20 protein-coding genes are annotated in these 22,914 nt (G+C 71.2%); 11 read left to right on the top strand and 9 right to left on the bottom strand.

Annotation, left to right across the window (positions count from 1 at the left end; all coding sequences use genetic code 11):
- Positions 1-126 precede the first annotated feature (126 nt).
- From cysC to ACFYOY_RS22825, 6 genes are all read right to left on the bottom strand, one after another.
- Positions 127-717, bottom strand: a complete 591-nt coding sequence (gene cysC, locus ACFYOY_RS22850) for an adenylyl-sulfate kinase (RefSeq protein WP_351878796.1) — start codon at positions 715-717, stop codon at positions 127-129.
- The gene (locus tag ACFYOY_RS22845) at positions 699-1,397 is read right to left on the bottom strand and encodes a phosphoadenylyl-sulfate reductase (RefSeq protein ID WP_351878793.1); all 699 of its coding nucleotides are present in this window, start codon (positions 1,395-1,397) and stop codon (positions 699-701) included. The genes cysC and ACFYOY_RS22845 overlap by 19 nt, the downstream gene beginning before the upstream one ends.
- Positions 1,394-1,579, bottom strand: coding sequence for a hypothetical protein (locus ACFYOY_RS22840; protein WP_014055605.1), 186 nt, complete (start codon positions 1,577-1,579; stop codon positions 1,394-1,396). Before ACFYOY_RS22840 ends, ACFYOY_RS22845 begins: the two co-directional genes overlap by 4 nt.
- Positions 1,576-3,270 carry a nitrite/sulfite reductase gene (locus ACFYOY_RS22835; RefSeq protein ID WP_351878790.1) on the bottom strand — a complete coding sequence of 565 codons (1,695 nt, stop codon included), beginning with the start codon at positions 3,268-3,270 and terminating at the stop codon, positions 1,576-1,578. Before ACFYOY_RS22835 ends, ACFYOY_RS22840 begins: the two co-directional genes overlap by 4 nt.
- Before the next feature lie 228 nt (positions 3,271-3,498).
- Positions 3,499-3,582, bottom strand: coding sequence for a putative leader peptide (locus ACFYOY_RS22830; protein WP_309471194.1), 84 nt, complete (start codon positions 3,580-3,582; stop codon positions 3,499-3,501).
- Positions 3,583-3,674: 92 nt separating this feature from the next.
- Entirely contained in the window at positions 3,675-4,208 is a 534-nt protein-coding gene (locus ACFYOY_RS22825) for a GNAT family N-acetyltransferase (protein WP_351878788.1), read from the bottom strand.
- A gap of 73 nt (positions 4,209-4,281) precedes the next feature.
- On the opposite strand from ACFYOY_RS22825, the gene ACFYOY_RS22820 reads away from it, so the two are divergent.
- The 4 genes from ACFYOY_RS22820 to rsgA all read left to right on the top strand — a co-directional run bounded on the left by ACFYOY_RS22820 (position 4,282) and on the right by rsgA (position 9,101).
- Positions 4,282-5,475 carry a helix-turn-helix domain-containing protein gene (locus tag ACFYOY_RS22820; protein WP_351878786.1) on the top strand — a complete coding sequence of 398 codons (1,194 nt, stop codon included), beginning with the start codon at positions 4,282-4,284 and terminating at the stop codon, positions 5,473-5,475.
- A 193-nt stretch (positions 5,476-5,668) separates the two neighbouring features.
- A complete protein-coding gene (locus tag ACFYOY_RS22815; RefSeq protein WP_351878783.1) occupies positions 5,669-6,223 on the top strand; it encodes a hypothetical protein in 555 nt (184 codons plus the stop codon).
- A gap of 205 nt (positions 6,224-6,428) precedes the next feature.
- Positions 6,429-7,766, top strand: a complete 1,338-nt coding sequence (locus ACFYOY_RS22810; protein WP_351878780.1) for a YihY/virulence factor BrkB family protein — start codon at positions 6,429-6,431, stop codon at positions 7,764-7,766.
- Between the two features lie 225 nt (positions 7,767-7,991).
- On the top strand, positions 7,992-9,101 hold the full coding sequence (gene rsgA, locus ACFYOY_RS22805; RefSeq protein WP_351878777.1) for a ribosome small subunit-dependent GTPase A: 1,110 nt from the start codon (positions 7,992-7,994) through the stop codon (positions 9,099-9,101).
- A gap of 12 nt (positions 9,102-9,113) precedes the next feature.
- Here rsgA and ACFYOY_RS22800 read toward each other — a convergent pair whose 3' ends face one another.
- Positions 9,114-9,512 carry a PPOX class F420-dependent oxidoreductase gene (locus ACFYOY_RS22800; protein ID WP_351878774.1) on the bottom strand — a complete coding sequence of 133 codons (399 nt, stop codon included), beginning with the start codon at positions 9,510-9,512 and terminating at the stop codon, positions 9,114-9,116.
- A gap of 173 nt (positions 9,513-9,685) precedes the next feature.
- Between ACFYOY_RS22800 and ACFYOY_RS22795 the strand changes: the two genes are divergently transcribed.
- The 3 genes from ACFYOY_RS22795 to ACFYOY_RS22785 all read left to right on the top strand — a co-directional run bounded on the left by ACFYOY_RS22795 (position 9,686) and on the right by ACFYOY_RS22785 (position 15,180).
- A complete protein-coding gene (locus tag ACFYOY_RS22795; protein WP_351878772.1) occupies positions 9,686-11,137 on the top strand; it encodes an NAD(P)/FAD-dependent oxidoreductase in 1,452 nt (483 codons plus the stop codon).
- 1,305 nt (positions 11,138-12,442) lie between these two features.
- Positions 12,443-13,348 carry a protein phosphatase 2C domain-containing protein gene (locus tag ACFYOY_RS22790; protein WP_388589129.1) on the top strand — a complete coding sequence of 302 codons (906 nt, stop codon included), beginning with the start codon at positions 12,443-12,445 and terminating at the stop codon, positions 13,346-13,348.
- 89 nt (positions 13,349-13,437) lie between these two features.
- Complete coding sequence (locus tag ACFYOY_RS22785; protein ID WP_351878766.1) at positions 13,438-15,180, top strand: pyruvate dehydrogenase; 1,743 nt, start codon at positions 13,438-13,440, stop codon at positions 15,178-15,180.
- 72 nt (positions 15,181-15,252) lie between these two features.
- On the opposite strand, the gene ACFYOY_RS22780 is transcribed toward ACFYOY_RS22785, so the two are convergent.
- A complete protein-coding gene (locus ACFYOY_RS22780; RefSeq protein ID WP_388589126.1) occupies positions 15,253-15,819 on the bottom strand; it encodes a hypothetical protein in 567 nt (188 codons plus the stop codon).
- Between the two features lie 282 nt (positions 15,820-16,101).
- Between ACFYOY_RS22780 and ACFYOY_RS22775 the strand changes: the two genes are divergently transcribed.
- The 3 genes from ACFYOY_RS22775 to ACFYOY_RS22765 all read left to right on the top strand — a co-directional run bounded on the left by ACFYOY_RS22775 (position 16,102) and on the right by ACFYOY_RS22765 (position 19,050).
- Positions 16,102-16,551 carry a hypothetical protein gene (locus ACFYOY_RS22775; RefSeq protein WP_388589123.1) on the top strand — a complete coding sequence of 150 codons (450 nt, stop codon included), beginning with the start codon at positions 16,102-16,104 and terminating at the stop codon, positions 16,549-16,551.
- Positions 16,552-17,265: 714 nt separating this feature from the next.
- Positions 17,266-17,646, top strand: coding sequence for a glycine-rich domain-containing protein (locus ACFYOY_RS22770; protein ID WP_388589120.1), 381 nt, complete (start codon positions 17,266-17,268; stop codon positions 17,644-17,646).
- Positions 17,647-18,165: 519 nt separating this feature from the next.
- A complete protein-coding gene (locus ACFYOY_RS22765; RefSeq protein WP_388589117.1) occupies positions 18,166-19,050 on the top strand; it encodes a glycosyltransferase family 2 protein in 885 nt (294 codons plus the stop codon).
- Between the two features lie 21 nt (positions 19,051-19,071).
- Here ACFYOY_RS22765 and ACFYOY_RS22760 read toward each other — a convergent pair whose 3' ends face one another.
- Positions 19,072-22,233 carry an alpha-mannosidase gene (locus ACFYOY_RS22760; protein WP_388589115.1) on the bottom strand — a complete coding sequence of 1,054 codons (3,162 nt, stop codon included), beginning with the start codon at positions 22,231-22,233 and terminating at the stop codon, positions 19,072-19,074.
- 250 nt (positions 22,234-22,483) lie between these two features.
- Between ACFYOY_RS22760 and ACFYOY_RS22755 the strand changes: the two genes are divergently transcribed.
- Positions 22,484-22,900: an ATP-binding protein gene (locus ACFYOY_RS22755; RefSeq protein WP_137967856.1), complete on the top strand. Its 417-nt coding sequence runs from the start codon at positions 22,484-22,486 to the stop codon at positions 22,898-22,900.
- Positions 22,901-22,914 lie beyond the last annotated feature (14 nt).

Raw genomic sequence — 22,914 nt, 5'->3', positions numbered from 1 at the left:
CGCCCCTTTCGTTCGCTCGGCTGCGGTAGTAGCTTCCCGTCATATCGGCGGATTCCTCGCCGTGGGCACGGCCCCCGGGTGCGGGGAGCGCCGTGGCCCGCGATGCGATGGCCGCGCGTGCGTGGCTCACAGCAGTCCCCGTTCACTCAACAGCAACCGCACCTCGGCCGCCGACTCCTGCACGCTGTTCCTGTGGGTTTCGATGCGCAGATCCGGGTCGGCAGGGGCCTCGTAGGGGTCGTCCACGCCGGTCAGCCCCGAGATCTCGCCCGCGGCCTGCTTCGCGTACAGCCCCTTGACGTCCCGCTCCGAGCACACCTCGACCGACGTGGCGACATGCACCTCCAGATACGGGGTGCCCTCGCGCTGGTGGCGCTTGCGCACCGCCTCGCGGCTGTCCGCGTATGGCGCGATGACCGGCACCAGCACCGTGACGCCGTGGGAGGCGAGCATCTCGGCGACGAAGCCGATGCGCTGGACGTTGGTGTGCCGGTCCTCGCGGGAGAAACCGAGCCCCGAGGAGAGGAACTCGCGGATCTCGTCACCGTCGAGCACCTCCACCCGGCGGCCCTCACCGCGCAGCCGCTCGGCCAGCGCATAGGCGATCGTGGTCTTTCCCGCGCTCGGCAGACCGGTCAGCCACACCGTGGCACCGGTGGTCGTGGGGGCGCTCATCTCGTTCTCCTGGTCGACAGCCATCAGCCGTGCAGCCCGCATTCGGTTTTATTGCTCCCCGCCCAGCGGCCGGACCGAATGTCCTCGCCCTCCAGAACCCGGCGGGTGCAGGGCGCGCAGCCTACCGAGGGATAGCCGTCCATCAGCAGGGGGTTGGTCAGCACACCGTGCTCGGCGATATAGGCGTCGACATCCGCTTGGGTCCAGCGGGCGATCGGGGAGATCTTCACCTTACGGCGACGCGCGTCCCAGCCAACGACCGGGGTATTGGCGCGGGTTGGCGATTCGTCCCGACGCAATCCCGTGGCCCAGGCGTCATACTCCCGCAATCCCTCCTCAAGGGGCTGGACCTTGCGCAGGGCGCAGCACAGGTCGGGGTCGCGGTCATGCAGCCGGGGGCCGTACTCGGCGTCCTGCTCGGCGACCGTCTGACGAGGCGTCAGGGTGATGACGTTGACATCCATCACCGCGGCCACCGCGTCACGGGTGCCGATGGTCTCGGGGAAGTGGTAGCCGGTGTCGAGGAAGACCACATCGACACCGGGGAAGGCGCGGGAGGCGAGATGCGCCACCACCGCGTCCTCCATCGAGGAGGTGACGCAGAAACGCGATCCGAAGGTGTCCGCCGCCCAGCGCAGGATCTCCAGCGCGGGGGCGTCCTCGAGGTCGTGGCCCGCCTTCTCGGCGAGCCCCTCGAGGTCGGTGTGCGCAAGCCGGGTCATATCGCCGTGTCCCCTTCATCGATCGGGTCGCGCCGCAGGCCCTTGGCCAACAGCCCGAGGAACGACAGGCGGAACGCTCGATTGCAGGACGCGCATTCCCACGCGCCATGCCCCTCCTCCGACGGACGCAGATCCTCGTCTCCGCAGTAAGGGCAGTAGAACGGCGCGGCACGCTCGCTCATTTGAGGGCCTCCTCACTGGCCCGTGCCGCCCAGGTGGCGAAGCGCTCGCCGTCCTCGCGCTCCTCCTGGAAGCGGTTCAGCAGCCGCTCCACATAGTCGGGGAGCTCGGCGGCGGTGACCTTCAGCCCGCGCACCTTGCGGCCGAAGCCCGGCTCCAGGCCCAGGGCGCCGCCCAGGTGCACCTGGTAGCCCTCGACCTGCTCGCCGTTGCCGTCCATGACCAGCTGGCCCTTGAGACCGATGTCCGCGACCTGGATACGGGCACAGGCGTTGGGGCAGCCGTTGAGGTTGATGGTGATCGGCTCGTCGAACTCGGGCAGCCGGCGCTCCAGCTCATCGATGAGCGAGGAGCCGCGCCCCTTGGTCTCGACGATCGCCAGCTTGCAGAACTCGATCCCGGTGCAGGCCATCGTGCCGCGCCGGAACGGGGACGGCTTGACCTGGAGGTCCAGCGCCTCCAGCCCCGCGACCAGCGACTCCACCTGGTCCTCGGCCACATCGAGCACGATCATCTTCTGCTCGACGGTGGTGGTCAGCCGCCCGGAGCCATGCGCCTCGGCCAGGTCGGCGATCTTGGTGAGGGTCGCCCCGTCCACCCGGCCGACGCGCGGCGCGAAGCCCACGTAGTAGCGGCCGTCCCGCTGGCGGTGGACGCCGATGTGGTCGCGCCACCGCTGGACGGGCTCCTCGGGCGCCGGGCCGTCGGACAGCGGGCGCCCCAGGTACTCGTCCTCCAGCACCTGGCGGAACTTCTCGGGGCCCCAGTCGGCGACCAGGAACTTCAGCCGGGCGCGGGTGCGCAGCCGGCGGTAGCCGTAGTCACGGAAGATCGAGACGACCCCGGCCCAGACCTCCGGGACGTCCTCCAGCGGCACCCAGGCGCCGAGCCGGACGCCGATCTTGGGGTTGGTGGACAGACCGCCGCCGACCCACAGGTCGAAACCGGGGCCGTGCTCGGGATGGCGCACCCCGACGAACGCGACGTCGTTGATCTCGTGCACCACATCGAGCACCGGGGATCCGGAGACCGCGGTCTTGAACTTGCGCGGCAGGTTGGAGAACTCCTTGCTGCCGATGTAGCGGCGGTGGATCTCGTCGATGGCGGAGGTGCCGTCGATGATCTCGTCCTCGGCGATCCCGGCGACCGGTGAGCCGACGATCACGCGCGGGGTGTCGCCGCACGCCTCGGTGGTGGACAGCCCGACGGCCTCCAGGCGCTTCCAGATCTCGGGCACGTCCTCGATCCGGATCCAGTGGTACTGGACGTTCTGCCGGTCGGTGATGTCGGCGGTGCCGCGCGCGAACTCCTCCGAGATCTCGCCGACGACCCGGAGCTGCTCGGTGGTCAGCCGGCCGCCGTCGATCCGGACGCGCATCATGAAGTGCTCGTCGTCCAGCTCCTCCGGCTCCAGGATCGCGGTCTTGCCGCCGTCGATCCCGGGCTTGCGCTGGGTGTACAGACCCCACCAGCGCATCCGGCCGCGCAGATCGGCGCCGTCGATGGAGTCGAATCCGCGATGGGCGTAGATCGTCTCAATGCGTGTCCGCACATTGAGACCGTCGTCGTCCTTCTTGGTCTGCTCATTGCCGTTGAGGGGGGTGAAGTGCCCCGCGGCCCACTGGCCTTCGCCGCGGTGGCGTCCGGCCTTGCGGCGGGGCGTTGCGCTTGCGCGTTCCGGGGTGGCAGCCATGGCGGTGTGTGTCCTTCTGAGCGACTCTGGTGCGGCGGGTGGTACGTCGGCGCGCGCACCGTCTGACCTGCGCGTGCGCAGGCGGGCAGGGAGTACGGCGGTGGCCGGTGCGAGATGCGGCGGGGAGATGTCGAGGCGTGCGCGCTCGCCCACGTCGTCGGGGGCGGCGAGGGGTGCGGGGGATGCGGTGGTGCTGCCCGGGGCTTCGGAGCCCTGTCGAGGTGCGGGTCAGCCCGCCGGACAGATGGCGCTGGACATGCGGCCGAGGTCGACGTGGCGTCGACTCACCAAGGCAATTCCAGCTCGAGACATGACGGAAGCGTCGCATGGTGGTCTCTGGCGAGTCCACCTTTATCCATTATGCGGACGAATCTGTCTCGTATCGCAAGACGTTGTGGTGTTGGTCACTCCTCGTCCGCGGTCTTGACGTCGAAGACACGAAAGCCCCGGCGACGGTAGTTGTCCAGCGCGTACGGTCCGTCCTTGCTGCAGGTGTGCAGCCACACCCGCTTGGTCGGCACGCGGTCCGGCCAGCGCTCGGCCATGTCCCAGGCGCGGGAGGTCCCCCGGGTCAACAGGTGCCCGCCGATACGGCGGCCCCGGAAGGCGGGCAGCAGACCGAAGTACACGATCTCCACCACGCCCTCGTCCTGGCCCTCCAGCTCGATGTACCCGGCCGGGGTCCCGCGCTCGTACGCCACCCACGTCTCCACACCGGGCCGGTGGAGATGCTCCTCCCACGCCTCGCGCGACCACAGCAGCCGGTCGGTCCACGACACGTCCGAGCCCACCGAGGTGAAGAGGAAGTGGCTGAACTCGGGGCTCGGCACCTCGGCCCGGGCGATCCGCACCCCCGCCGTGGCGGGCGGCTCCTCCGCCGGGCTGAGATCCGAGGGAGCGGTCTGCTCCAGGTGCCAGGTGGTCACGGCGATGCTCATGGTGGACAGATAACCATGGACGCCGTTGACTCGCCTTGACGGGTATCGCTCAAGCGGGGGAGGGCGGGACGGGGTGTCCGGAACCGGGGATGTGGAGGAGTTCGCCGAGCTGTTGCGCGAGCTCAAGGGCAGGACGAACCGCAGCTACGCGGCGCTGGCGACCCGCAGCGGGGTGAGCGGCTCGGCGCTGCACCGCTACTGCTCGGGGACGAGCGTGCCCGGCGACTACGAGGTGATCGCGCGCTTCGGCAAGGTGTGCGGGGCCGGCAGCGAGGAGTTGCTGGAGCTGCACCGGCGCTGGGTCCTGGCCGACGCCGAGCGCAAACGGGACGTCTCCCGCGCCCCGGCCGCCGTATCCGCATCCGCTGCTCGCACGGGGCCCGCTGCGTCTGCCGTCCCGGCCGTCTCAAGGGGCGGGACGGGGGCGGGCTCGGGTGCCGAGACAGGGGCGGATACGGAGTCGGAGGCGGAGCTGGAGCCGGGGGCGGGCGTATTGGCGCAGCCGGAGCCCGGGTCGGAAGCAGAGCCGGAGCCCCTGGCCCCGGACCCGGCCCCGGAACCCGGGGCTGCCCCGCCGCCGTGGCGCCGTCGGCCACTGATCGCCGTGCTCGCCCTGGCCGTGGTCTCCGCCGGAGTGGCGGTCGCGCTGTTAGCAGGGAAGGCGCTGACGTCCTCGGGCGGCTCGGACGGGGCCTCCGACGGTCGGCTGCTGCTGTCCTCCCGCTGTCCGGTCGTGGTGAGCATGGGGCAGTCGGACGCGTGTGTGCATGAGCTCCAGTCGCTGCTCGCCCGCGCGGGCGGCGACCTCGACATCGACGGGGCCTTCGGACCGGCCACCCAGATGCGTGTCGTGGTGTTCCAGCTCCGCAGCGGGCTGACGGCGAACGGATCGGTGGACGAGCGGACGAAGCGGGCGCTCTACGAGAACCACGGGAAGCCGCTCGACACCTGGACGCCGGAGCGGGTCACCCGGCGTATCCGCGAGGTTTTCACCGAGGACCCCGAGCGCGCGGTCGGCATCGCGGACTGCGCCTCGTACCTCGATCCCCTCTACACCCTGCCCAACTCCAACGCCACCCGGAACTGGGGCGTCTTCCAGCTCTACGACGGCACGCTGCGCAAGCTGGGCGGCACCCGGGAGCAGGCGCTGGACCCGGACTGGAACATCCGGGCGGCTCACCGGCTGTGGGCGCTCACCCATGACTTCAGCGCCTGGAAGGCCTGCGACCGCGCCTACCGCGCCGGATCGAAGGGCGAGGGGAGCTGATCGCCGCCCGACGCGCCGCCCGGCATCCCATCGGCCATCCCAGCGCCCGCCGTCTCCGCAGGTCGAGGACGGTTTCCGATCCCGCTGTCCCGATTTCCCCGGTCGGTCGCCCGCCCGACCCGGAGGGCTGGGATCGTGCTGCCGCCGTCCCAGACGGCCCACGGATCCGCAGATGAAGGAGACGAAGACGACCATGGCTGTGACCAGCACCCGGATCAGACTCGGCGCCCTGCTCGGCGGCGCGGTCCTCGCCACCACCGGCGTTCTCACCGCCCAGAGCGCGGTGGCCGCCCCCAGCGCCCCCGCGGCCGCCGACGCCTCCTCCGCCGTCGCGGTGGCCAAGCTCAGCCACTCCGACGCGGCGAACCGGCTGCGCGGTGCCGGGATCTCCTGGACCTCCAGCGGGGGCTGCTCGGACCGCAACAACCCCACCTGCACCTCGTTCGAGCAGATCAACCTGACCACTGTGCAGGGTGCCATCACCCTGAAGGGGGCCAGCGGCTGCGCGCTGACCATCACCGGCGGTACGGAGACCGGGCACGCCTCCGGTACGTACAGCCACTGGAACGGCTACAAGCTGGACTTCAGCCCCACCAGCTGCCTCAGCAACTACATCACCGGCACCTTCACCAACATCGGCCCGCGCCCCGGTGACGGCGCCCAGCAGTACAAGTCCGGCTCGGGCAACGTCTACGCGCGCGAGAGCAACCACTGGGATGTGACCTACTACAACTGCGGAGGCTGCTGACCCGCGGCCCCACGCTCCCACCGGCCGTCCGGACGGCTGCAACGCGGCGCAACCTTTGCGCATGGCTGTACCGGCACGGACAGTGGGCCCGGCGGGCGGAGGGTGGTGCCGAGTCGGCGCGGCATCCCCTCCGCCGACGCCTTTGCCGAAGATTCGGCCTGGTCACCGGATGAGCGGCGGTGAACAGGCCCGATACGGTGAGAAGGTGCAGCCAGCAGAAGAAACACCGAAGCCGTCCGGCCGGCTCCGCAAGGCCCGCGCCCTGTATCGCAATGTGTCCAAGCGCAGGATGGCCTGGCTGCTGCTGAAGGACACCGTCGATTCCTGCATGGAGTACCGGGTCACCGGGCTCGCCGCCGAAGCGGCCTTCTTCACCCTGCTGTCGCTGCCGCCGCTGCTGCTCGGCCTGATCGGGCTGCTCGGCTATTTCGACGCGTGGACCAGCACCGACACGGTGGCCACCATCCGGCAGAACATCCTCGACGCCTCCGCGACCGTGCTGTCCGACCGGGGCGTCAAGGAGATCGCCCGGCCGCTGCTGGACGATGTCATCAAAGGCGGCCGCCCCGACGTGATCTCCCTCGGCTTCGCCATCGCCCTGTGGTCCGGCTCCCGCGCGGTGAACGTGTTCGTGGACACCATCACCATCATGTACGGGCTGGAAGGGCGGCGCGGGATCGTCAGGACCCGGCTGCTGTCGTTCCTGCTCTATCTGGTGGCGCTCCTGGTCGGGGCGGTGGCGCTGCCGCTGATGGTGATCGGGCCGGAGGCGGTGGTGGACCTGCTGCCGTCCAGCGGGGAGCCCGTACGGGTGCTGTACTGGCCCGTGGTGATGATGCTGTCCATCGCCTTCCTCACCACGCTCTACCACGTGTCCGTGCCGGTGCGCTCGCCGTGGCGGGAGGACATCCCCGGGGCGCTGGTGGCCCTCGCGATGTGGGTGCTGGGCAGCTTTCTGCTGCGGATCTACCTGGTCCATACGGTCGAGGGCCCGACGATCTACGGCTCGCTGGCAGCACCCGTCGCGGTGCTGCTGTGGATCGGGGTGTCCGCCTTCGCGGTGCTTGTCGGGGCGGCGGTCAACGCCGCGATCGACCGGGTCTGGCCCTCGGTGGCCACGGCCGCCGGGCGTGCGGAGCGCGCCGCCCGCGCCCGGGAGGAGGCGGCCCGGCTGCGGGCCAAGGACCAGCGCACGGCGGACGACGGCGCGGCGGAGATCACCCCGCCGTCGGAGTTCCCCGAACGCTGGGCCCAGTTCTTGCCGCACGCGGACATACGCTCCCGGCTGCACACCAAGCGCGAGGCGGGGGAGAAGGCCGCGGGGAAGTCCTCGGAGAAGCCCTCGGCGACGTCGGCCGGGAAGCCCGCCGGTCAGCCCTCGGAGCCTCGGCCGCCCCGGCAGGGGCCGAGGCGTCCGGACGTACGGTCCGCGGCGGACGGCGCGGGCGGCGCCACGGACAGCACCGCACCCAAGGGCACCGCCGCCAAGGACACGGCGGCCATGGACGGCACCGCGGCGGACGACGACCACCCGGTGCGCTGACGCGCCCACCCGCCGGTAAATGGATGGCGCCCTCGCGCGGGGATGGGCTACGGTTCACCCGTTCCGTGTTGGCCCGTGTTGCTATGAGTTGAGGAAAGCAGGAGGTGAGGACATTGATGACGGTCACGGTGGCGAGCGCTGCTCGCGTTCAGGAGTTCCTCGTTTCCACCCCTGCGGCCTCCGGCTGACACCTCTTCGGAGGCCGCTCTCCGAAGGGTTTCCTCCGTGTTCAACACTTCCTATGACTCCGCGTCTTCGTACGCCCTCACCCCCTATGGCTGGGACGAGGACTGGGCGGACGTGTTCGCCCCGTACGCCGCGCAGGACCTGATGCCCGGGCGGGTGCTCCGGGTGGACCGTGGCCAATGCGATCTCGTCACGCCCCTGGGCACCGTACGGGCGGACACCGAGCTGGTGACGCCGCGCGATCCGATGCGGATCGTGTGCACCGGCGACTGGGCCGCCGTGGACGCCGAGGGCGATCCGCGCTACGTCCGTACACTGCTGCCGCGCCGTACCGCCCTCGTACGGTCCACCTCGTCGAAGCGCTCGGACGGCCAGGTGCTGGCGGCCAACGCCGATTACGCCCTCATCGCCATCTCCCTCGCCGCCGAGCTCGACCTGGGCCGGGTGGAGCGATTCACCGCGCTGGCCTGGGAGAGCGGCGCCCAGCCGCTGCTCGTCCTCACCAAGGCCGATCTGGTGCCCGATCCGGACACCCTGGGCCATCTGGTGTCCGACACCGAGACGGCGGCGCCCGGTGTGCGGGTGCTGCCGGTCAGCTCCGCGACGGGGGAGGGGCTGGAGGAGCTCGGCGCCCTGCTCGCCCCCGGCACCTCGGTGCTGCTCGGCCAGTCCGGCGCGGGCAAGTCCACGCTGGCGAACGCGCTGGTGGGCGCGGCCGTCCAGGACGTCCGCGCGATCCGCGACAGCGACGGCAAAGGGCGGCACACCACGACCACCCGCGATCTGCTGCCCCTGCCCTCGGGCGGGGTGCTGATCGACACCCCGGGGCTGCGCGGGGTGGGGATGTGGGACGCCGGGGGCGGTGTCGCACAGGCGTTCGCCGAGATCGAGGAGCTCGCCGAGCGGTGCCGCTTCCCCGACTGCGCACACCAGGTCGAGCCGGGGTGCGCGGTGCTCGCCGCGATCGACGACGGCTCGCTGCCGGAGCGGCGGCTGGAGAGCTACCGCAAACTGCTGCGGGAGAACGAGCGGCTCGCGGCCCGTACGGACGCGCGGCTGCGAGCCGAGATGCGGCGCGACTGGAAGCAGCGGCAGGCGCTCGGCCGCCACATGATGGAGCGCAAGCGCGGACCGATGCGCAAGCCGTAGCGGTCCGTGGGGTCAGCTCACGGCCCGGCTCGTGGCCCCGGGCACGTCCTCCAGGCCCCAGCTGTACACCCAGCGCGGATGGATCCGGATGACCTCGTCGCTCAAATGGGCGCCGAGGTCATGCGGCCCGATGCGCCGCTCCGCCTCCCCGCGGATCTCCACCCCGCACACCATCCACGGCCGCTCGCTCACCAGGCTGTCGACGACCAGCGCCACCTTCGGATGCGTCCCGGTGTTGCGCCACTTCTTCGTCCTGCCCATGGCGAAGCCGCCGATGTCGACCGTGCCGTCCTCGTTGAGGAAGAACGCCACCGGGTTCGCCTGCGGCTGGCCGTCCGTGTCCACGGTGGCCAGCCGGCCGATCCGCTGCGATCTGAGGTAGCCGGCCTCGGGTTCCGTGAAAACAGTCATGCGATCACTGTCGCGCGCACTGTCGCACGGCCGCGACCGGTGCCCATGAGCCGCGGGCGGCACCACCTGCGCCAGGAGCGCTCTACCGAAACACCGATTCGGGTGGCTGTGCGCGGTAACTCGACGCCACGATGACCCCGAGACGGTGATACGGAACGAGAGAGCGAGTTGCGATGAACCAGGCCAGTGACGAGTACGACGTCATCGTGCTGGGCGCGGGCCCGGTCGGTGAGAATGTGGCCGACCGGACCCGCGCGGCCGGGCTCTCCACGGCGATCGTGGAGCGTGAGCTGGTCGGCGGTGAGTGTTCGTACTGGGCCTGCGTCCCCAGTAAGGCGCTGCTGCGCCCAGTGCTCGCGCGGGCCGAGGCACGCCAGGTGCCGGGGTTGCGACAGGCGGTCGGCGGAGCGCTGTCGGCGGCCGATGTCTTCGCCTACCGCGACAAGCAGGTCGGCAACTGGAAGGACGACGGTGCGCTCCCCTGGCTGGAGTCGGCCGGAATCGACTTGGTGCGCGGCCACGGGCGGCTGGTCGGGCCGCAGCGGGTCGCGGTGACGCCGCCGGACGGATCCGGCGGCGACGAGCGGATCCTCACCGCCCGGCACGCCGTGGCCGTCTGCACCGGAACCCGGGCCTCGCTGCCCGACCTGCCCGGGATCGCCGACGTCCACCCCTGGACCAGCCGGGAGGCCACCAGCTCCTCCTCGGTGCCGGAGCGGCTGATCATCGTGGGCGGCGGTGTGGTGGCCTGCGAGATGGCCACGGCCTGGAACGGCCTCGGCTCGCGCGTCACCGTGCTGGTGCGCGGCTCCGGGCTACTGGAGCGGATCGAGCCGTTCGCGGGCGAGCTGGTGGCCGAGACGCTCAGGGAGGCCGGCGCCGAGGTCCGCACCGGTACGTCGGTGAAGGGCCTCGCCCGGCCGGGCGGGGCGGACGGACCGGTCACGGTGACCCTGGAGAGCGGGGAACGGCTGGAGGCGGACGAGGTGCTGTTCGCCACCGGGCGTGCTCCGCACACCGATGACCTGGGCCTGGAGACGGTGGGCCTTGAACCGGGCGGCTGGCTGACGGTCGACGAGACCTGCCGGGTGCGGGACGTACCGGGCGGCTGGCTGTACGGGGTGGGCGACGTCAACCACCAGGCGCTCCTCACCCACCAGGGCAAATACCAGGCGCGGATCGCGGGCGCGGCGATCGGGGCACGCGCGCGGGGCGTCGCGCGGCTGGACACGGACCGCTGGGGCGAATACGCGATCACCGCGGACGAGGCGGCCGTACCGCAGGTCGTCTTCACCGACCCGGAGGTCGCCGCGGTCGGGCTGACCGCGGTGCAGGCCGAGGCCGAGGGCCGCAGCATCCGCGTCGTCGACGTCGACATGGGCCAGGTCGAGGGCGCGGTGCTGTACGCGGACGGCTACCGCGGCCAGGCCCGTATGGTCGTCGACCTGGACCGGGGTCATCCGATCGGCGTCACCTTCGTGGGACCCGGGGTCAGCGAACTGCTCCACTCGGCGACGATCGCCATTGCGGGCGAGGTCCCCATCGAGCGGCTGTGGCATGCGGTGCCGTCGTTCCCCACGATCAGCGAGGTCTGGCTGCGGCTCCTGGAGGCGTACCGGGGCTGAGGGCGGGGGGGGGGGGGGGGGGGGGGGGGGGGGGGGCCCCCCCCCCCCCCCCCCCCACGCCCCTTCCTGGTCTGATGTTGGGCTCCGCCCGGCCGTCTCTAGGGCGCGTCCCGGGGGCTTGAGGGGGTCTTGGGCGGGCCTCGTGCCGGTCATCGCGTGGTGTTCCCGTGGAGCCTCCCTGTGGACAATGTGGGGATGAGCCAGCAGGGCGACCGACACCGTCATGAGGACGACTGGTGGGGCGAGTTGTACGACCCACGGCGTGCCGACGCGGGGCCCGCCGCGGCCTCGGACTCCGTGGACGACCGGTTCGATTCGGCCTCCCGCACGCTCGCCGGCGACGGGGACGCCGGTACCCAGAGACCGGCCGCGGGCGCCCCCTGGGGCCCGCGGACGGGGGAACCGGGCGACGCCGCCCCGGGCCCTGACGCCGACATGGGAGGTGGCCCGCAGGGGTGGCGATCTCCCGCCGACGAGGGGCCCGGTGCCGCATCGCCTTTCCGAGGAGGGGCGGGGCCTGGCGCCGCGCGAGGGGGCGATGCGGAGTCCGGTGCCCCGCCCACTCAGGGCGACGCGGGTTCCGGCGCCGCGACGCAGGGTGGCAACGCGGGTTCCGGTGCCGCGCCGGGACGCACGGGCTCGGGTGCCGTTTGGGGCGGCGGGGGCTCGGGTGCGGCATGGGGCGGCATGGGCTCGGGGGCCGCGCGGGGCGACGAGGGATCTGGCGCCGTACCGCCTTCCCAGGGCCGCACAGGGTCCGGCGCGACGCAGGGTGGCAACGCGGGTTCCGGTGCCGCGCCGGGACGCACGGGCTCGGGTGCCGCTTGGGGCGGCACGGGCTCGGGGTCCGCGCGGGGCGACGAGGGATCTGGCGCCGCATTGCCCTCCCAGGGCCGTGCGGGAGCCGGTGCCTCACAGGGTGACGCGGGTTCAGGGAGCGCACCGGGACGCACCGATTCAGGGAACGGGCCCGGACGCGCGGGCCCGGGCAACGCATCCGGACGCTCCGGCCCGGGAGGCGCAGCCGACCGCACCGGTTCAGGGGAGGCGCCCGGACGCTCCGGTCGGGGGAGTGCGCCCGGCCGTGCGGGGGCTTCCGTCCCGCCGCCGCCATCGCCGCCTCCACGTGACGCCCGGCCGCCCGCTCCGCCCCGGCCCACCACCAACCTCCACCCCGACCCCTCCCGGCCCTGGCGGGCCGCGGCGGCGTCGTACGTCGGCGACGAGCCGCCCACGTACGAGGCCGAGCCGACCACGCTTCCTGTCGTCGACCCTGAGGAGCTCCGAGACCTGGCCCCCGACACCGTGCTGGAGGGCGCCCGCTACGGCACGCTGACGCTCCGGGCGGCCTCGCTGCGCGGCGACTCGGCCCGTTACCGAGGCGAGCTGCGACGGGACGCGCTGCTCGCGGTGCGGTTCGGGATCGGGGACAGCGCCCTCGTCCTGGTGGCCGTGGCGAGCGGGCAGCCCGCGGCCCCGGGGGCGCACCGGGTGGCACGCGAGCTGTGCGAGTGGATCGCCGCGGCGGTCGGCCGCAATCAGGCCCGGCTGACGGAGGACATCCACACCGCCAACCGCGGCGCGCTCAGCTCCGGGCTGCATCGGCTCACCGACCGTGCCTACGGGCGGCTGCGCGCCGGCGCGACCGTACGTGGCCTGGCTCCCGCCGACCACACCGCGTCGGTGCGCTGTCTGCTGCTCCCGGCGCATCCGGCCTGCCGCACCCGGGTGTTCTTCGGCGTCGGCGACGGCGGGCTGTTCCGGCTGCGGGACGGCGTCTGGCAGGACCTGGAACCGGCCGGGGGCGAACGGGACACCGTGGGCGGCCCCGTCCTCGGCTACGGCAGCGGCCGCCCACCCGCCCAGCAACCATCTCAACCATCTCAACCACCTCAACCGCCCCAACCGCCTTATGCGCAGGCCGACCCCTCATCCGCCGGGCCCACCGCGCCCGACCCCAACCCCGAGCCCACCCCCGCCCATGGCCCCTTCCGTTTCCGCGCCTCCGTCGCCCGACCGGGCGACACCCTTCTGCTGTGCAGCGCGGGCCTCGCCGAACCCCTGCGCGGCGAGGCCGCCCTCGCCGACCGCTTGGCCGAACGCTGGGACACCGCGGAGGCGCCGGGCCTCGCCGCGTTCCTCGCCGACGCCCAGACCGGGGTGAAGGGTTACGCCGACGACCGTACGGCGGCCGCCGTCTGGGAGGCGTAAGCGCGCCGTCCATGGGTTGATGGACGAAAGGTGACCGGACGAGCGTCACCGATCCCGCCGACCCGGGACGAGAGGGATGAGGGCGCGCGATGGCCAAGCAGACCGTGGCGGAGCAATACGTGGACATCCTGGTGCGCGCCGGTGTGCGGCGGATGTACGGGGTGGTCGGAGACAGCCTCAACCCCGTGGTGGACGCGATCCGCCGCAACGCCGCGATCGAGTGGATCCAGGTGCGGCACGAGGAGACCGCCGCCTTCGCCGCCGGTGCCGAGGCGCAGCTCACCGGGTCCCTCGCCGCCTGCGCCGGCTCCTGCGGCCCCGGGCATGTCCATCTGCTCAACGGGCTCTACGACGCCCACCGCTCCATGGCTCCGGTCATCGCCCTCGCCTCGCACATCCCCAGCAGCGAGATCGGCACCAGCTACTTCCAGGAGACCCATCCCGAGCGGCTCTTCCAGGAGTGCAGCGACTACTGCGAGATGATCTCCAACCCCCATCAGATGCCGCGCGTGCTGCAGACCGCCGTCCAGCACGCGATCGGCCGCAGCGGGGTCAGCGTGGTCGCCCTCCCCGGCGACATCGCCGCCCGCCCGGCGCCCGAGCGCGCCGAGGAGCACGCCCTGGTGACCTCCCGGCCCACGGTGCGCCCGGGCGACGCGGAGATCGACCGGCTCGCCCGTATGGTCAACGAGGCGGAGCGGGTGACGCTCTTCTGCGGCCGGGGCTGCGCCGGGGCACACGATGAGGTGATGGCCTTCGCCGAGCTGGTGAAGGCGCCGGTGGGGCACGCCCTGCGCGGCAAGGAGTGGATCCAGTACGACAACCCGTACGACGTCGGCATGAGCGGTCTGCTCGGCTACGGCGCGGCGTACGAAGCCACCCACGAATGCGATCTGCTGATCCTGCTGGGCACCGACTTCCCGTACGGCGCCTTCCTGCCCGACGATGTGCGGACCGTGCAGGTGGACGTCCGCGCGGAACATCTGGGCCGCCGCTCCAAGCTGGACCTGGCCGTCTGGGGCGACGTCCGGGAGACGCTGAGCTGTCTGACGCCGAAGGTGCGCCCGAAGACCGACCGCCGTTTCCTCGACCGCATGCTGAAGAAGCACGCCGACGCGCTGGAGGGCGTGGTCAAGGCGTACACCCGCAGGGTCGACAAGCACATCCCGATCCACCCGGAGTACGTGGCCTCGGTGCTGGACGAGGAGGCCGCCGACGACGCGATCTTCACCGTGGACACGGGGATGTGCAATGTGTGGGCCGCGCGCTATCTGTCCCCCAACGGCCGCCGCCGGGTGATCGGCTCCTTCACCCATGGCTCGATGGCCAACGCGCTGCCGCAGGCGATCGGCGCCCAGTTCCTGGACCGCCGCCGCCAGGTGGTCTCGATGTCCGGGGACGGCGGATTCACCATGCTGATGGGCGACTTCCTCACCCTCGTCCAGTACGACCTTCCGGTGAAGGTGATCCTCTTCAACAACTCCGCTCTGGGCATGGTCGAGTTGGAGATGCTGGTCTCGGGCCTGCCCGCGCACGGCACCGGCTACCGCAACCCCGACTTCGCCCAGATCGCCCGCGCCGCCGGGGCGTACGGCGAGCGGGTGGAGAAGCCCAAGCACCTGCGGTCCGCGCTGCGCGCCGCACTGCGCCACAAGGGGCCCGCGCTCCTGGACATCGTCACGGACCCCAACGCGCTGTCCATCCCGCCCAAGATCAAGGCGGAGATGGTGACCGGCTTCGCGCTCTCGGCCAGCAAGATGGTGCTGGAGGGGGGCGTCGGCAGGATGGTCCAGATGGCCCGCTCGAACCTCCGCAACGTGCCGCGCCCCTGAGCAGACCGCTCGCCAGACGAAATGACCAATAACGCAGCAGCCCCCGCCGGGGGCTGTTAACGTTCCGGGTGGCTACTCCCAGACGGGCCGTCCGCTCTCCCAGAGTGCGGACACGTGGCCGGCGAATCGGTCGTAAAGCCCATCGTCGCCCATCCGATGCAGGTGGAACATCGGTGACTCATGGCCGAGCAGACTCGACAGGTGCGGAGTCACCAGCATGTCGGAATCGAAGCTGAACACCGACAAGGCGATGTGACCATCACTGAACCGGGCGTCGACGCCGTCAATGTGCTTCAGCTTCGACAGCGCATCAAGGGTGATCCGGATGCGCGTGCTGACGGTGAGTGGGACGCCCTCGACCTCCTCTCGACGCCGCGTCACCTCTGATTCCGGGTCGCCGACGAGGAAGCGCACAGTACAACCAGCCGCCGCTTTGGCTGCTAACCGGTCGACGAGACGTGATTGCTCCTGCCAGACGAAGTAGTTGGTGTATCCGGCGAAGGTGATGCAGTGAGTCGCGGCGTCGATCAACTGCCCCCACACGGTCGTGGGGCAGGCGTTGCGGTATGGATAGGCTTGGATGATTTCGCGGCTTGCCCCCGTCTTGACAACCGTTCTGGCTGCCCTTGGCCACAGCATGCCCTCATCTGCTCCTAACGCCTTAGCGACGGCGATCCTCGTGTCGGGATGCGGGGCCCGACTGGGATCCTTCAACCATCGCTCCGCTGTCTTGGTCGACACTCCCACCATACGAGCGAGGCGGCTCGTGCTTACCTCCGCCTGCGCCATAGCATTTCGAAGGGCTTCGTTCAAGGTTCCTCCCCCGGACGTTTGGGACACTTGGGACCATAGCGTGAAGCTGTCCTGGCTGTCCCGTCCTGAGAGGTTCAAACGTTCCGTCAAGACGGCGACAGTATGTGCATGGACAGCGACGCAACGAAGCCGACCCTCGCATTCATCTACGACCGTGAGGTCACAGCAGAGGATTCAGCGGGTGATCGGATCCTCATCTGTCGTCAGTTCGCCCGCGAACTGGGGTGGGCAGTCTCAGGGCAGTGGGTAGACCGCGGGCCCAACGCAGTAGCCCTGCGACGGACGTTCTGGACGGGCATGGTCGCCGCGATGGAGCACGAGGGCCGGGAACGGCGCATCATCTGTCTCGTCGCCGACTGGCACCGGATCGCGTTCGACGAGGCAGCGCGTAACACACTGCGGCAGACGGTCAGCGACGTTGGAGGTGTGTGCGTCGCCGTCAGTGATGAGCAACTCCCGGGGACTTCGCGAGACGTGGCTATGCGTCGGCTTCGCGCTGCCGGGAAGCAGATCGGCCCGGGTGCGACGCTGGTCCGGCATGACGGGGCGACGGCGTGAGCTGGCTCCCTGGCCGGGGCGTCGACTGCCTGTCCCGACGGGAAGCGGTCAAGCGCGTCGCCACCATGGCACCCTGTGCGGCTGCCGTGTTGTTCGAGGACCGGGGACGCGCGGCCATCAGGGCATCGTCGTGAGGCATCGTGATGGTATTCGGCGGACTCGTCGACGAGCCTCGAAAACGTGCATGCCGTGATCGATTGCTTCCCATCGCACTCTCCGACCTGACCACGGTGGCTGAGGCTCGGCAGCGTCCGCTGCGACGGCACAGCCGACCATCCGGCAGCGAAGAGCAGCCGCCTTCACATCCCGCCTGATGACTTCCTCGTCTTCCCCTGCTCCAGCGGCAGGGTCGAGGAGCGGTGAGGGCCTCCGAAGTCATCGGAGTGCATCCCGGAGGCTCCCGCGTAAAGCCCCTGCCTGGTGGGTGCTGGAACGCCTGGCAGGTAGGAGGCGGTCCGGAAGTGACCTTGGTCGGCTCCTTTCGGGCCGTGGCCCCTGCTCCGAGCCCCGGTGACGTGCGACGGGATGAGGGGCAGGGGCCACACAACCTCGCCCTGGTCGGATGGTTGGTGGCCGGTGACCGGGGCGAGGGCAGCGCACCACCCACAGAGAAGAGACATGCGCATGAGCAACGTTACTGCGTTACTGGAACGACCCAAGCGGGCCGGAGTGATTCGGACTGTCTTGGACAACAACCCTGGCATGGAGCCGAATATGGCCGAGCGGATCGTCGACGAGGCCGTCAAGTTCACCGCGACCTGCGCCGCCTTCCCGGACGCCCGGCTTCGCCCGTCCCGGGTGGTCGACGAGGGCTGGCACGCCCTCATCCTTCACACCCGCGTCTACAGCGAGCTGTGCGAGGGGTTGGGCCATTTCGTGCATCACATGCCGGAGCCGCCGAACCCGTTCCGCCACGACGCGGGTGAGCTGACGCGCACCCAGGAGGTGATCGCCCAGGCGGGGTTCACCCTGGATGACGCGCTGTGGTCGGCGCCGACCGATCAGAGCATCCGGGTCGCGGCCGGATGTGAGCACAGTGAGCCTGGTGGCGAGGGAACATGCACTGGTGACTGCAGCAACACCGGCCCAAACTGAGGTGATGCGCTGACAACCCGACGCGCGGCACGTACTCTCGGCTACAGGAGGTGGTCGCCATGTCGCAATGGGTGAATCCTCGTGCGGTCGACGTAGTCCGGTTCGCGAGCCGGTTCCAGGCGCCGTCAGCACTCCCGGACGATGCCTGTGGCTGCTGGGCCGGGCGCAGACGCCGGTGGGGATCGCCTCATCGATCTCGGCGCCGCTTCTCGGCGACTGTGCTTGTCGGTGAGGACGGCGCGATGTATGCCGTCCCGTGTAGCAGGTGCAGTGGAACGGGCGTCGTCTCGTAGATGAGCCAGCACCCGTCAACGGCCCCGTCCGTACGCTTCCCTGCGTCGCCGGGCGGGGCTTCCTCGTGGCATCGAAATACGCACGTTCGTCCGGTACGACAACCCGTACGACGTCGGGATGAGCGGTCTGCTCGGCTATGGCGCGGCGTACGAGGCGAGTAACCAGTGACGACCCGCTGACGACCACCCCAACGCGGGGTGACTCGCAGGCAGTGAGGACCCTTCTGTGACCGCCGGCGCCCCGCGCCCCAAGGTCGGCGCGGTGGTGCTGACCATGAACGACCGGCCCGAGGAGTTCCCTCGGGCCATGGCCTCCCTCCTGGCTCAGCAGGGTGTCGACCTCGACGTGGTGGTCGTCGGCAACGGCTGCCGCCCTGTCCAGGTCCCGGCGGGGGTGCGCACCATCGAACTGCCCAGGAACGTCGGCATTCCCGAGGGGCGCAACGTCGGCGCTGCCGCCGTCACCGGCGACTGCGACTACCTGTTCTTCTTCGACAACGACGCCGTCCTCCCAGCCGCCGACGCCCTGGCCCGGCTCGCCGCCGAACTCGACGACGACGCCCGGCTCGCTTTCGTACAACCACGTATCACCGACCCTGACAGCGGCGTCACCCAGCGCCGCTGGGTGCCCCGTCTGCGGACCTCCGACCCTGCTCGCCCCGGCACCGTGACCGTCATGGCCGAAGGCGTCGTTCTGATCCGCCGCTCGGCCTTTCAAGCCGTCGGGGGATGGCCCGGCCACTTCTTCCTCTTCCACGAGGGCATCGACCTGGCCTGGCGACTGTGGGACCGGGGTTACACCGGCCGGTACCTGCCCGCCGTCTCCGTCCACCACCCGGCGACCAACCCTGCCCGCCATGTCACCTTCTACCGGCTCAACGCCCGCAACCGTGTCTGGCTCGCCCGGCGCAACCTCCCCCGGGTTCTCATCCCCTGCAACCTCGCCACCTGGCTCGCCCTGACTTTGTGGCGGTTCCGCGACCGAGCGGCCCTCCGCGCTTCTCTGAGCGGGCTGCGCGAAGGGCTGCGCGGGGGGCACGGCACCCGGGCGCCGATGAGCTGGCGGACGGTCGTCCGGCTGACTCGCTGGGGACGACCGCCCGTCGTATAGCCGTTAGACCCTATGCGCCGGTCAGCCGCGCACCGGCCGCAGCCGCAGCGTGAGGATCTGGTGCGGGCGCAGGGCCAGGGTCAGCCCGCCCGGACCCGTGGCCGCCTCGTGCAGCGGACGCTCCAGCAGGTCCGTCACATCCGCCCCGAGCACCGGGAAGCCGGTGACCAGCGTGCCCGCCGCCCGGCCGCCGTGGGACTCGTACAGCCGCACCACCACATCGCCGCTGCGGTCCTCGGCGAGCTTGACCGACTCGACCGTGATCGCGGGGTTGTCCACCGACACCAGCGGCGCCCGCTCGGCCGGTCCGGCGGGCAGGGTGCGCAGCGGCAGGTTGAGGGCGAGCCCCTCGGCGACCGCCTCGGCGACGCCCGCGCCCGGCAGCAGGGCGTAGCGGAAGCGGTGGACGCCCAGGTCGGTCTCCGGGTCGGGGCTGTGCGGGGCGCGCAGCAGGGTGAGCCGCACGGTGGTGCCCAGCACCTCGCCCTCGTCCGTGTCGTGCGCCGTACGGGTCACATCGTGCCCGTACGTCGAGTCGTTGAGCACCGCCGCCCCGTAGCCGGGTTCGGCGACCCGCAGCCAGCGGTGCGCGCAGATCTCGAACCGGGCCGCGTCCCAGCTGGTGTTGGTGTGAGTGGCACGGTCCACATGGCCGAACTGGATCTCCGCGGTGGACACCTGGGCGTGGATGTCCAGCGGGAACGCCGCCTTGAGGACCTTCTCCGACTCCTGCCAGTCCACCTCCGTGGCGATGTCGAGGCGCCGGTCGCCCGCGGCCAGCGTCAGCTCCTGGGTGATGCGCGAGGCGCCGAAGGACCGTATGACCCGGACCGTGGCGCGCAGCGGACCGGACTCGATCAGCTCGACGGACTCGGCGTCGGTCAGATCGGTGTGGCTGCGGCGGTAGTGCCGGTCGATGTCCCAGGCGTCCCAGTGGTTGGGGTGGTCGGGGTGGAGCTGGAGGAGGTTGCCGCGGGCGCCCGGGGCCAGCACCTCACGGCTCGCGTCCAGGTCCAGCACCGAGGTGAGCAGCCCCTCGGCGTCGATGGTCACCCGCAGCCGGTCGTTGTCGAGGACGATGGACTGACCGTCGCTCAGGGCGGTCACCGGCGGTGCCCCATGGGGTGCGCCGGTGGTGGTGGCCGCCGTCTGCGGGGCGGCGCCGAGCGGTGCCGCGCCCAGTCCGGCGACCCGTACCGCGACCGCCGTACGGCCGTCGCCCAGCGGCTGGACCGGGGCCCCGGACGGCAGGGCGGCCGCCGTCTCCGCGTCCAGGACGGCGATCTCCTCGCGCTCGTACGGCGAGGCGTTGAGCACGGCGGGCCCGTCGCCGCCCAGCGCCGCCACCGCCTCCGCGACGATCCCCGCCAGCTCGGCACGCGCCTGCTCATAGCTGTCCCGCGCCTCGCGGTGCACCCAGGCGATCGACGAGCCGGGCAGGATGTCGTGGAACTGGTGCAGCAGCACCGTCTTCCAGATCCGGTCCAGGTCGTCGTACGGATAGGCGTAGCCGGGCGCGTGCAGCGCGGCGGCCGTGGCCCACAGCTCGGCCTCCCGCAGCAGATGCTCACTGCGCCGGTTGCCCTGCTTGGTCTTGGCCTGGGTGGTGTACGTGGCCCGGTGCAGCTCCAGATACAGCTCGCCCGACCACACCGGCGCCTTGGACCCGTACTCCCGCTCGGCTTCGGTGAAGAACGCCGAAGGTGGCTGGATCTCGACGGTCGGCGAGCCCTCCAGGGAGGCGAGCCGCCGCGCCTTCTCCATCATCTCGCGGGTCGGGCCGCCCCCGCCGTCGCCGTAGCCGAAGGGCACCAGCGAGCGGGTCGCCAGCCCCTTGTCGGCGAAGTTCCGCTCGGCGTGCGCGAGTTCGGAGGCGCTGAATTGGGCGTTGTAGGTGTCCACCGGCGGGAAGTGGGTGAAGACCCGGGTGCCGTCGATGCCCTCCCACCAGAAGGTGTGGTGCGGCATCTTGTTGACCTGGTTCCACGACAGCTTCTGGGTGAGGAACCACTTCACCCCCGCCAGCTTGGCGAGCTGCGGGAAGGCGGCCGTGTAGCCGAAGGAGTCCGGCAGCCAGATCTCCTCGGTGTCCACCCCCAGCTCCTCCAGGAAGAACCGCTTGCCGTGCACGATCTGCCGGGCCAGCGCCTCGCCACCGGGCATATTGGCGTCCGACTCGACCCACATCGAGCCCACCGGCGCCCAGGTGCCGTCCGCCACCGCCTTTTTGATCCGCTCCCAGATATGCGGCTGGTGCTCCTTGACCCAGGCGTACTGCTGCGCCTGTGAACAGGCGAAGACCAGCTCCGGATACTCGCCCGCGAGCGCGGTGACATTGGCGAAGGTGCGGGAGGCCTTGCGCACCGTCTCGCGCAGCGGCCACAGCCACGCCGAGTCGATATGGGCGTGCCCGGCCGCCGAGACCCGGTGCGCGCTGGAGTGCGCGGGACGGCTGAGCGCGTCGGTCAGCTCGGCGCGGGCGGCGGCCGCGGTGCCGGGGACATCGTGCAGATCGAGCGCGTCCAGCGCGTTCTCCAGGGCGCGCAGGATCTCATGGCGGCGCGGCCGGTCCTCCGGCAGCTCGCGCATCAGCTCCGACAGCACCTCGATGTCCAGGACCAGATGCCAGACGGTCTCGTCGAGGACGGCCAGCTCCGCCGAGGCGAAGCGGTACAGCGGCTCGTCCCCCGAGGTCAGCACATCGCCGAGCCGGGTCGGGATGAAGCCGTCGCGCAGCACGGACGGGTTGGCCGCCGCCTCCAGCAGCAGCCGTACGGGCTCGCCGCCGGCCGCGGGGGCCGCGACCGGGATATGGCGGTTGCGCGGATGGATGCCCTTGATCGGCACGCCCTCCGCGTCGTACACCAGCCCCTCGGCCTGGAACCCCGGGGCGTCGTCGGTGAAGCCCGGGTCGATCACGGCCTCCACCCGCCGGCCCGCCCACTCCTGGGGCACGCTGCCCTCCAGCCGGAACCACCAGGTCGACCACGGACTGCCCCAGTCCGTGCCGGTGGCGAACGGCTCGTAGGTGCCGGCCAGCGCCTCCGCGACCGGCACCGGCTCACCGGGGGTGCGCCATGCGGAGAGGGTCAGCGGCACCCGGGCCGTGTACTGGGCGGGCCTGATGAACTGGCGCAGCGCGCGGTCCAGGCGGCCCTCCACCAATGGTCGGTCGTCGTGCATCACGGCTCCTCGGCTCGAGCTCGGTGGATCACTCAGCGGATCACTCCCAGCATTTCCCTCGGTGTGTGGATGGCAACACCCGGGCATGCATTTCCGTGAGCGTGTTCGACGACATTCGACGCTGGCCGCCGCCTCGGGGCGGCCGGGGCGGGGGAGGATGAAGCGTCAGCCTGTACGGCCGGGCCGGATGCCCGGGCACGGTCGGCCGGATGCGAGGCCGAAGGCCGCGGGGGCTGCGGAGGCTGTTCCGGTGGAGCGTGGCCCGGTCCTGACCAAACGATTGGCGCACGACGATCTCGCGGTGGTGGCGCAGGTCCGCGCGGAGCTGCGCGAGATGCTGCGGCACTGGGGCGGGCCCGGCCGCGCCGATCTCGCCGAGCTGCTCACCAGCGAGCTGGTGACCAACGCGCTGGTGCACACCGGCCGTGGCGCACAGATCACGGCCTCGCTGGGGGACGGACCGGGCGCGCGCGTCACCGGACGATTACGGGTGGAGGTGCGGGATTTCGTGTCCCGGCACCCGACGCTGCGCGACCGGCCCGCGGAGGACAGCACATCCGGGCGCGGACTGCTGCTGGTGCATACGCTCGCGGACGCCTGGGGCGTGCGGGCGCACGGGGTGGGCAAGGTCTTGTGGTTCGAACTCGAAGCCGAAGGCGTTCCGTAGCCGCGCTCCACGGC

Origin of the sequence: Streptomyces sp. NPDC007875, from assembly GCF_042868035.1 — a bacterium.
Classification (GTDB): Bacteria; Actinomycetota; Actinomycetes; order Streptomycetales; family Streptomycetaceae; genus Streptomyces; species Streptomyces antimycoticus.
Note: the sequence above shows the minus strand (reverse complement) of the source record. Positions and strands in the feature narration are given on the sequence as shown.

Excerpts from the sequence above, each read along its gene's own strand:
- ACFYOY_RS22785 (WP_351878766.1), top strand. The coding sequence starts at position 13,438 with ATGGCCAAGCAGACCGTGGCGGAGCAATACGTGGACATCCTGGTGCGC.
- ACFYOY_RS22830 (WP_309471194.1), bottom strand. The coding sequence starts at position 3,582 with ATGTCTCGAGCTGGAATTGCCTTGGTGAGTCGACGCCACGTCGACCTC.
- ACFYOY_RS22800 (WP_351878774.1), bottom strand. The coding sequence starts at position 9,512 with ATGACTGTTTTCACGGAACCCGAGGCCGGCTACCTCAGATCGCAGCGG.
- ACFYOY_RS22780 (WP_388589126.1), bottom strand. The coding sequence starts at position 15,819 with ATGCTGTGGCCAAGGGCAGCCAGAACGGTTGTCAAGACGGGGGCAAGC.
- ACFYOY_RS22815 (WP_351878783.1), top strand. The coding sequence starts at position 5,669 with ATGGCTGTGACCAGCACCCGGATCAGACTCGGCGCCCTGCTCGGCGGC.
- ACFYOY_RS22835 (WP_351878790.1), bottom strand. The coding sequence starts at position 3,270 with ATGGCTGCCACCCCGGAACGCGCAAGCGCAACGCCCCGCCGCAAGGCC.
- cysC (WP_351878796.1), bottom strand. The coding sequence starts at position 717 with ATGCGGGCTGCACGGCTGATGGCTGTCGACCAGGAGAACGAGATGAGC.
- ACFYOY_RS22825 (WP_351878788.1), bottom strand. The coding sequence starts at position 4,208 with ATGAGCATCGCCGTGACCACCTGGCACCTGGAGCAGACCGCTCCCTCG.
- ACFYOY_RS22770 (WP_388589120.1), top strand. The coding sequence starts at position 17,266 with ATGGCCGAGCGGATCGTCGACGAGGCCGTCAAGTTCACCGCGACCTGC.
- ACFYOY_RS22840 (WP_014055605.1), bottom strand. The coding sequence starts at position 1,579 with ATGAGCGAGCGTGCCGCGCCGTTCTACTGCCCTTACTGCGGAGACGAG.
- ACFYOY_RS22775 (WP_388589123.1), top strand. The coding sequence starts at position 16,102 with ATGGACAGCGACGCAACGAAGCCGACCCTCGCATTCATCTACGACCGT.
- ACFYOY_RS22845 (WP_351878793.1), bottom strand. The coding sequence starts at position 1,397 with ATGACCCGGCTTGCGCACACCGACCTCGAGGGGCTCGCCGAGAAGGCG.
- ACFYOY_RS22760 (WP_388589115.1), bottom strand. The coding sequence starts at position 22,233 with ATGCACGACGACCGACCATTGGTGGAGGGCCGCCTGGACCGCGCGCTG.
- ACFYOY_RS22795 (WP_351878772.1), top strand. The coding sequence starts at position 9,686 with ATGAACCAGGCCAGTGACGAGTACGACGTCATCGTGCTGGGCGCGGGC.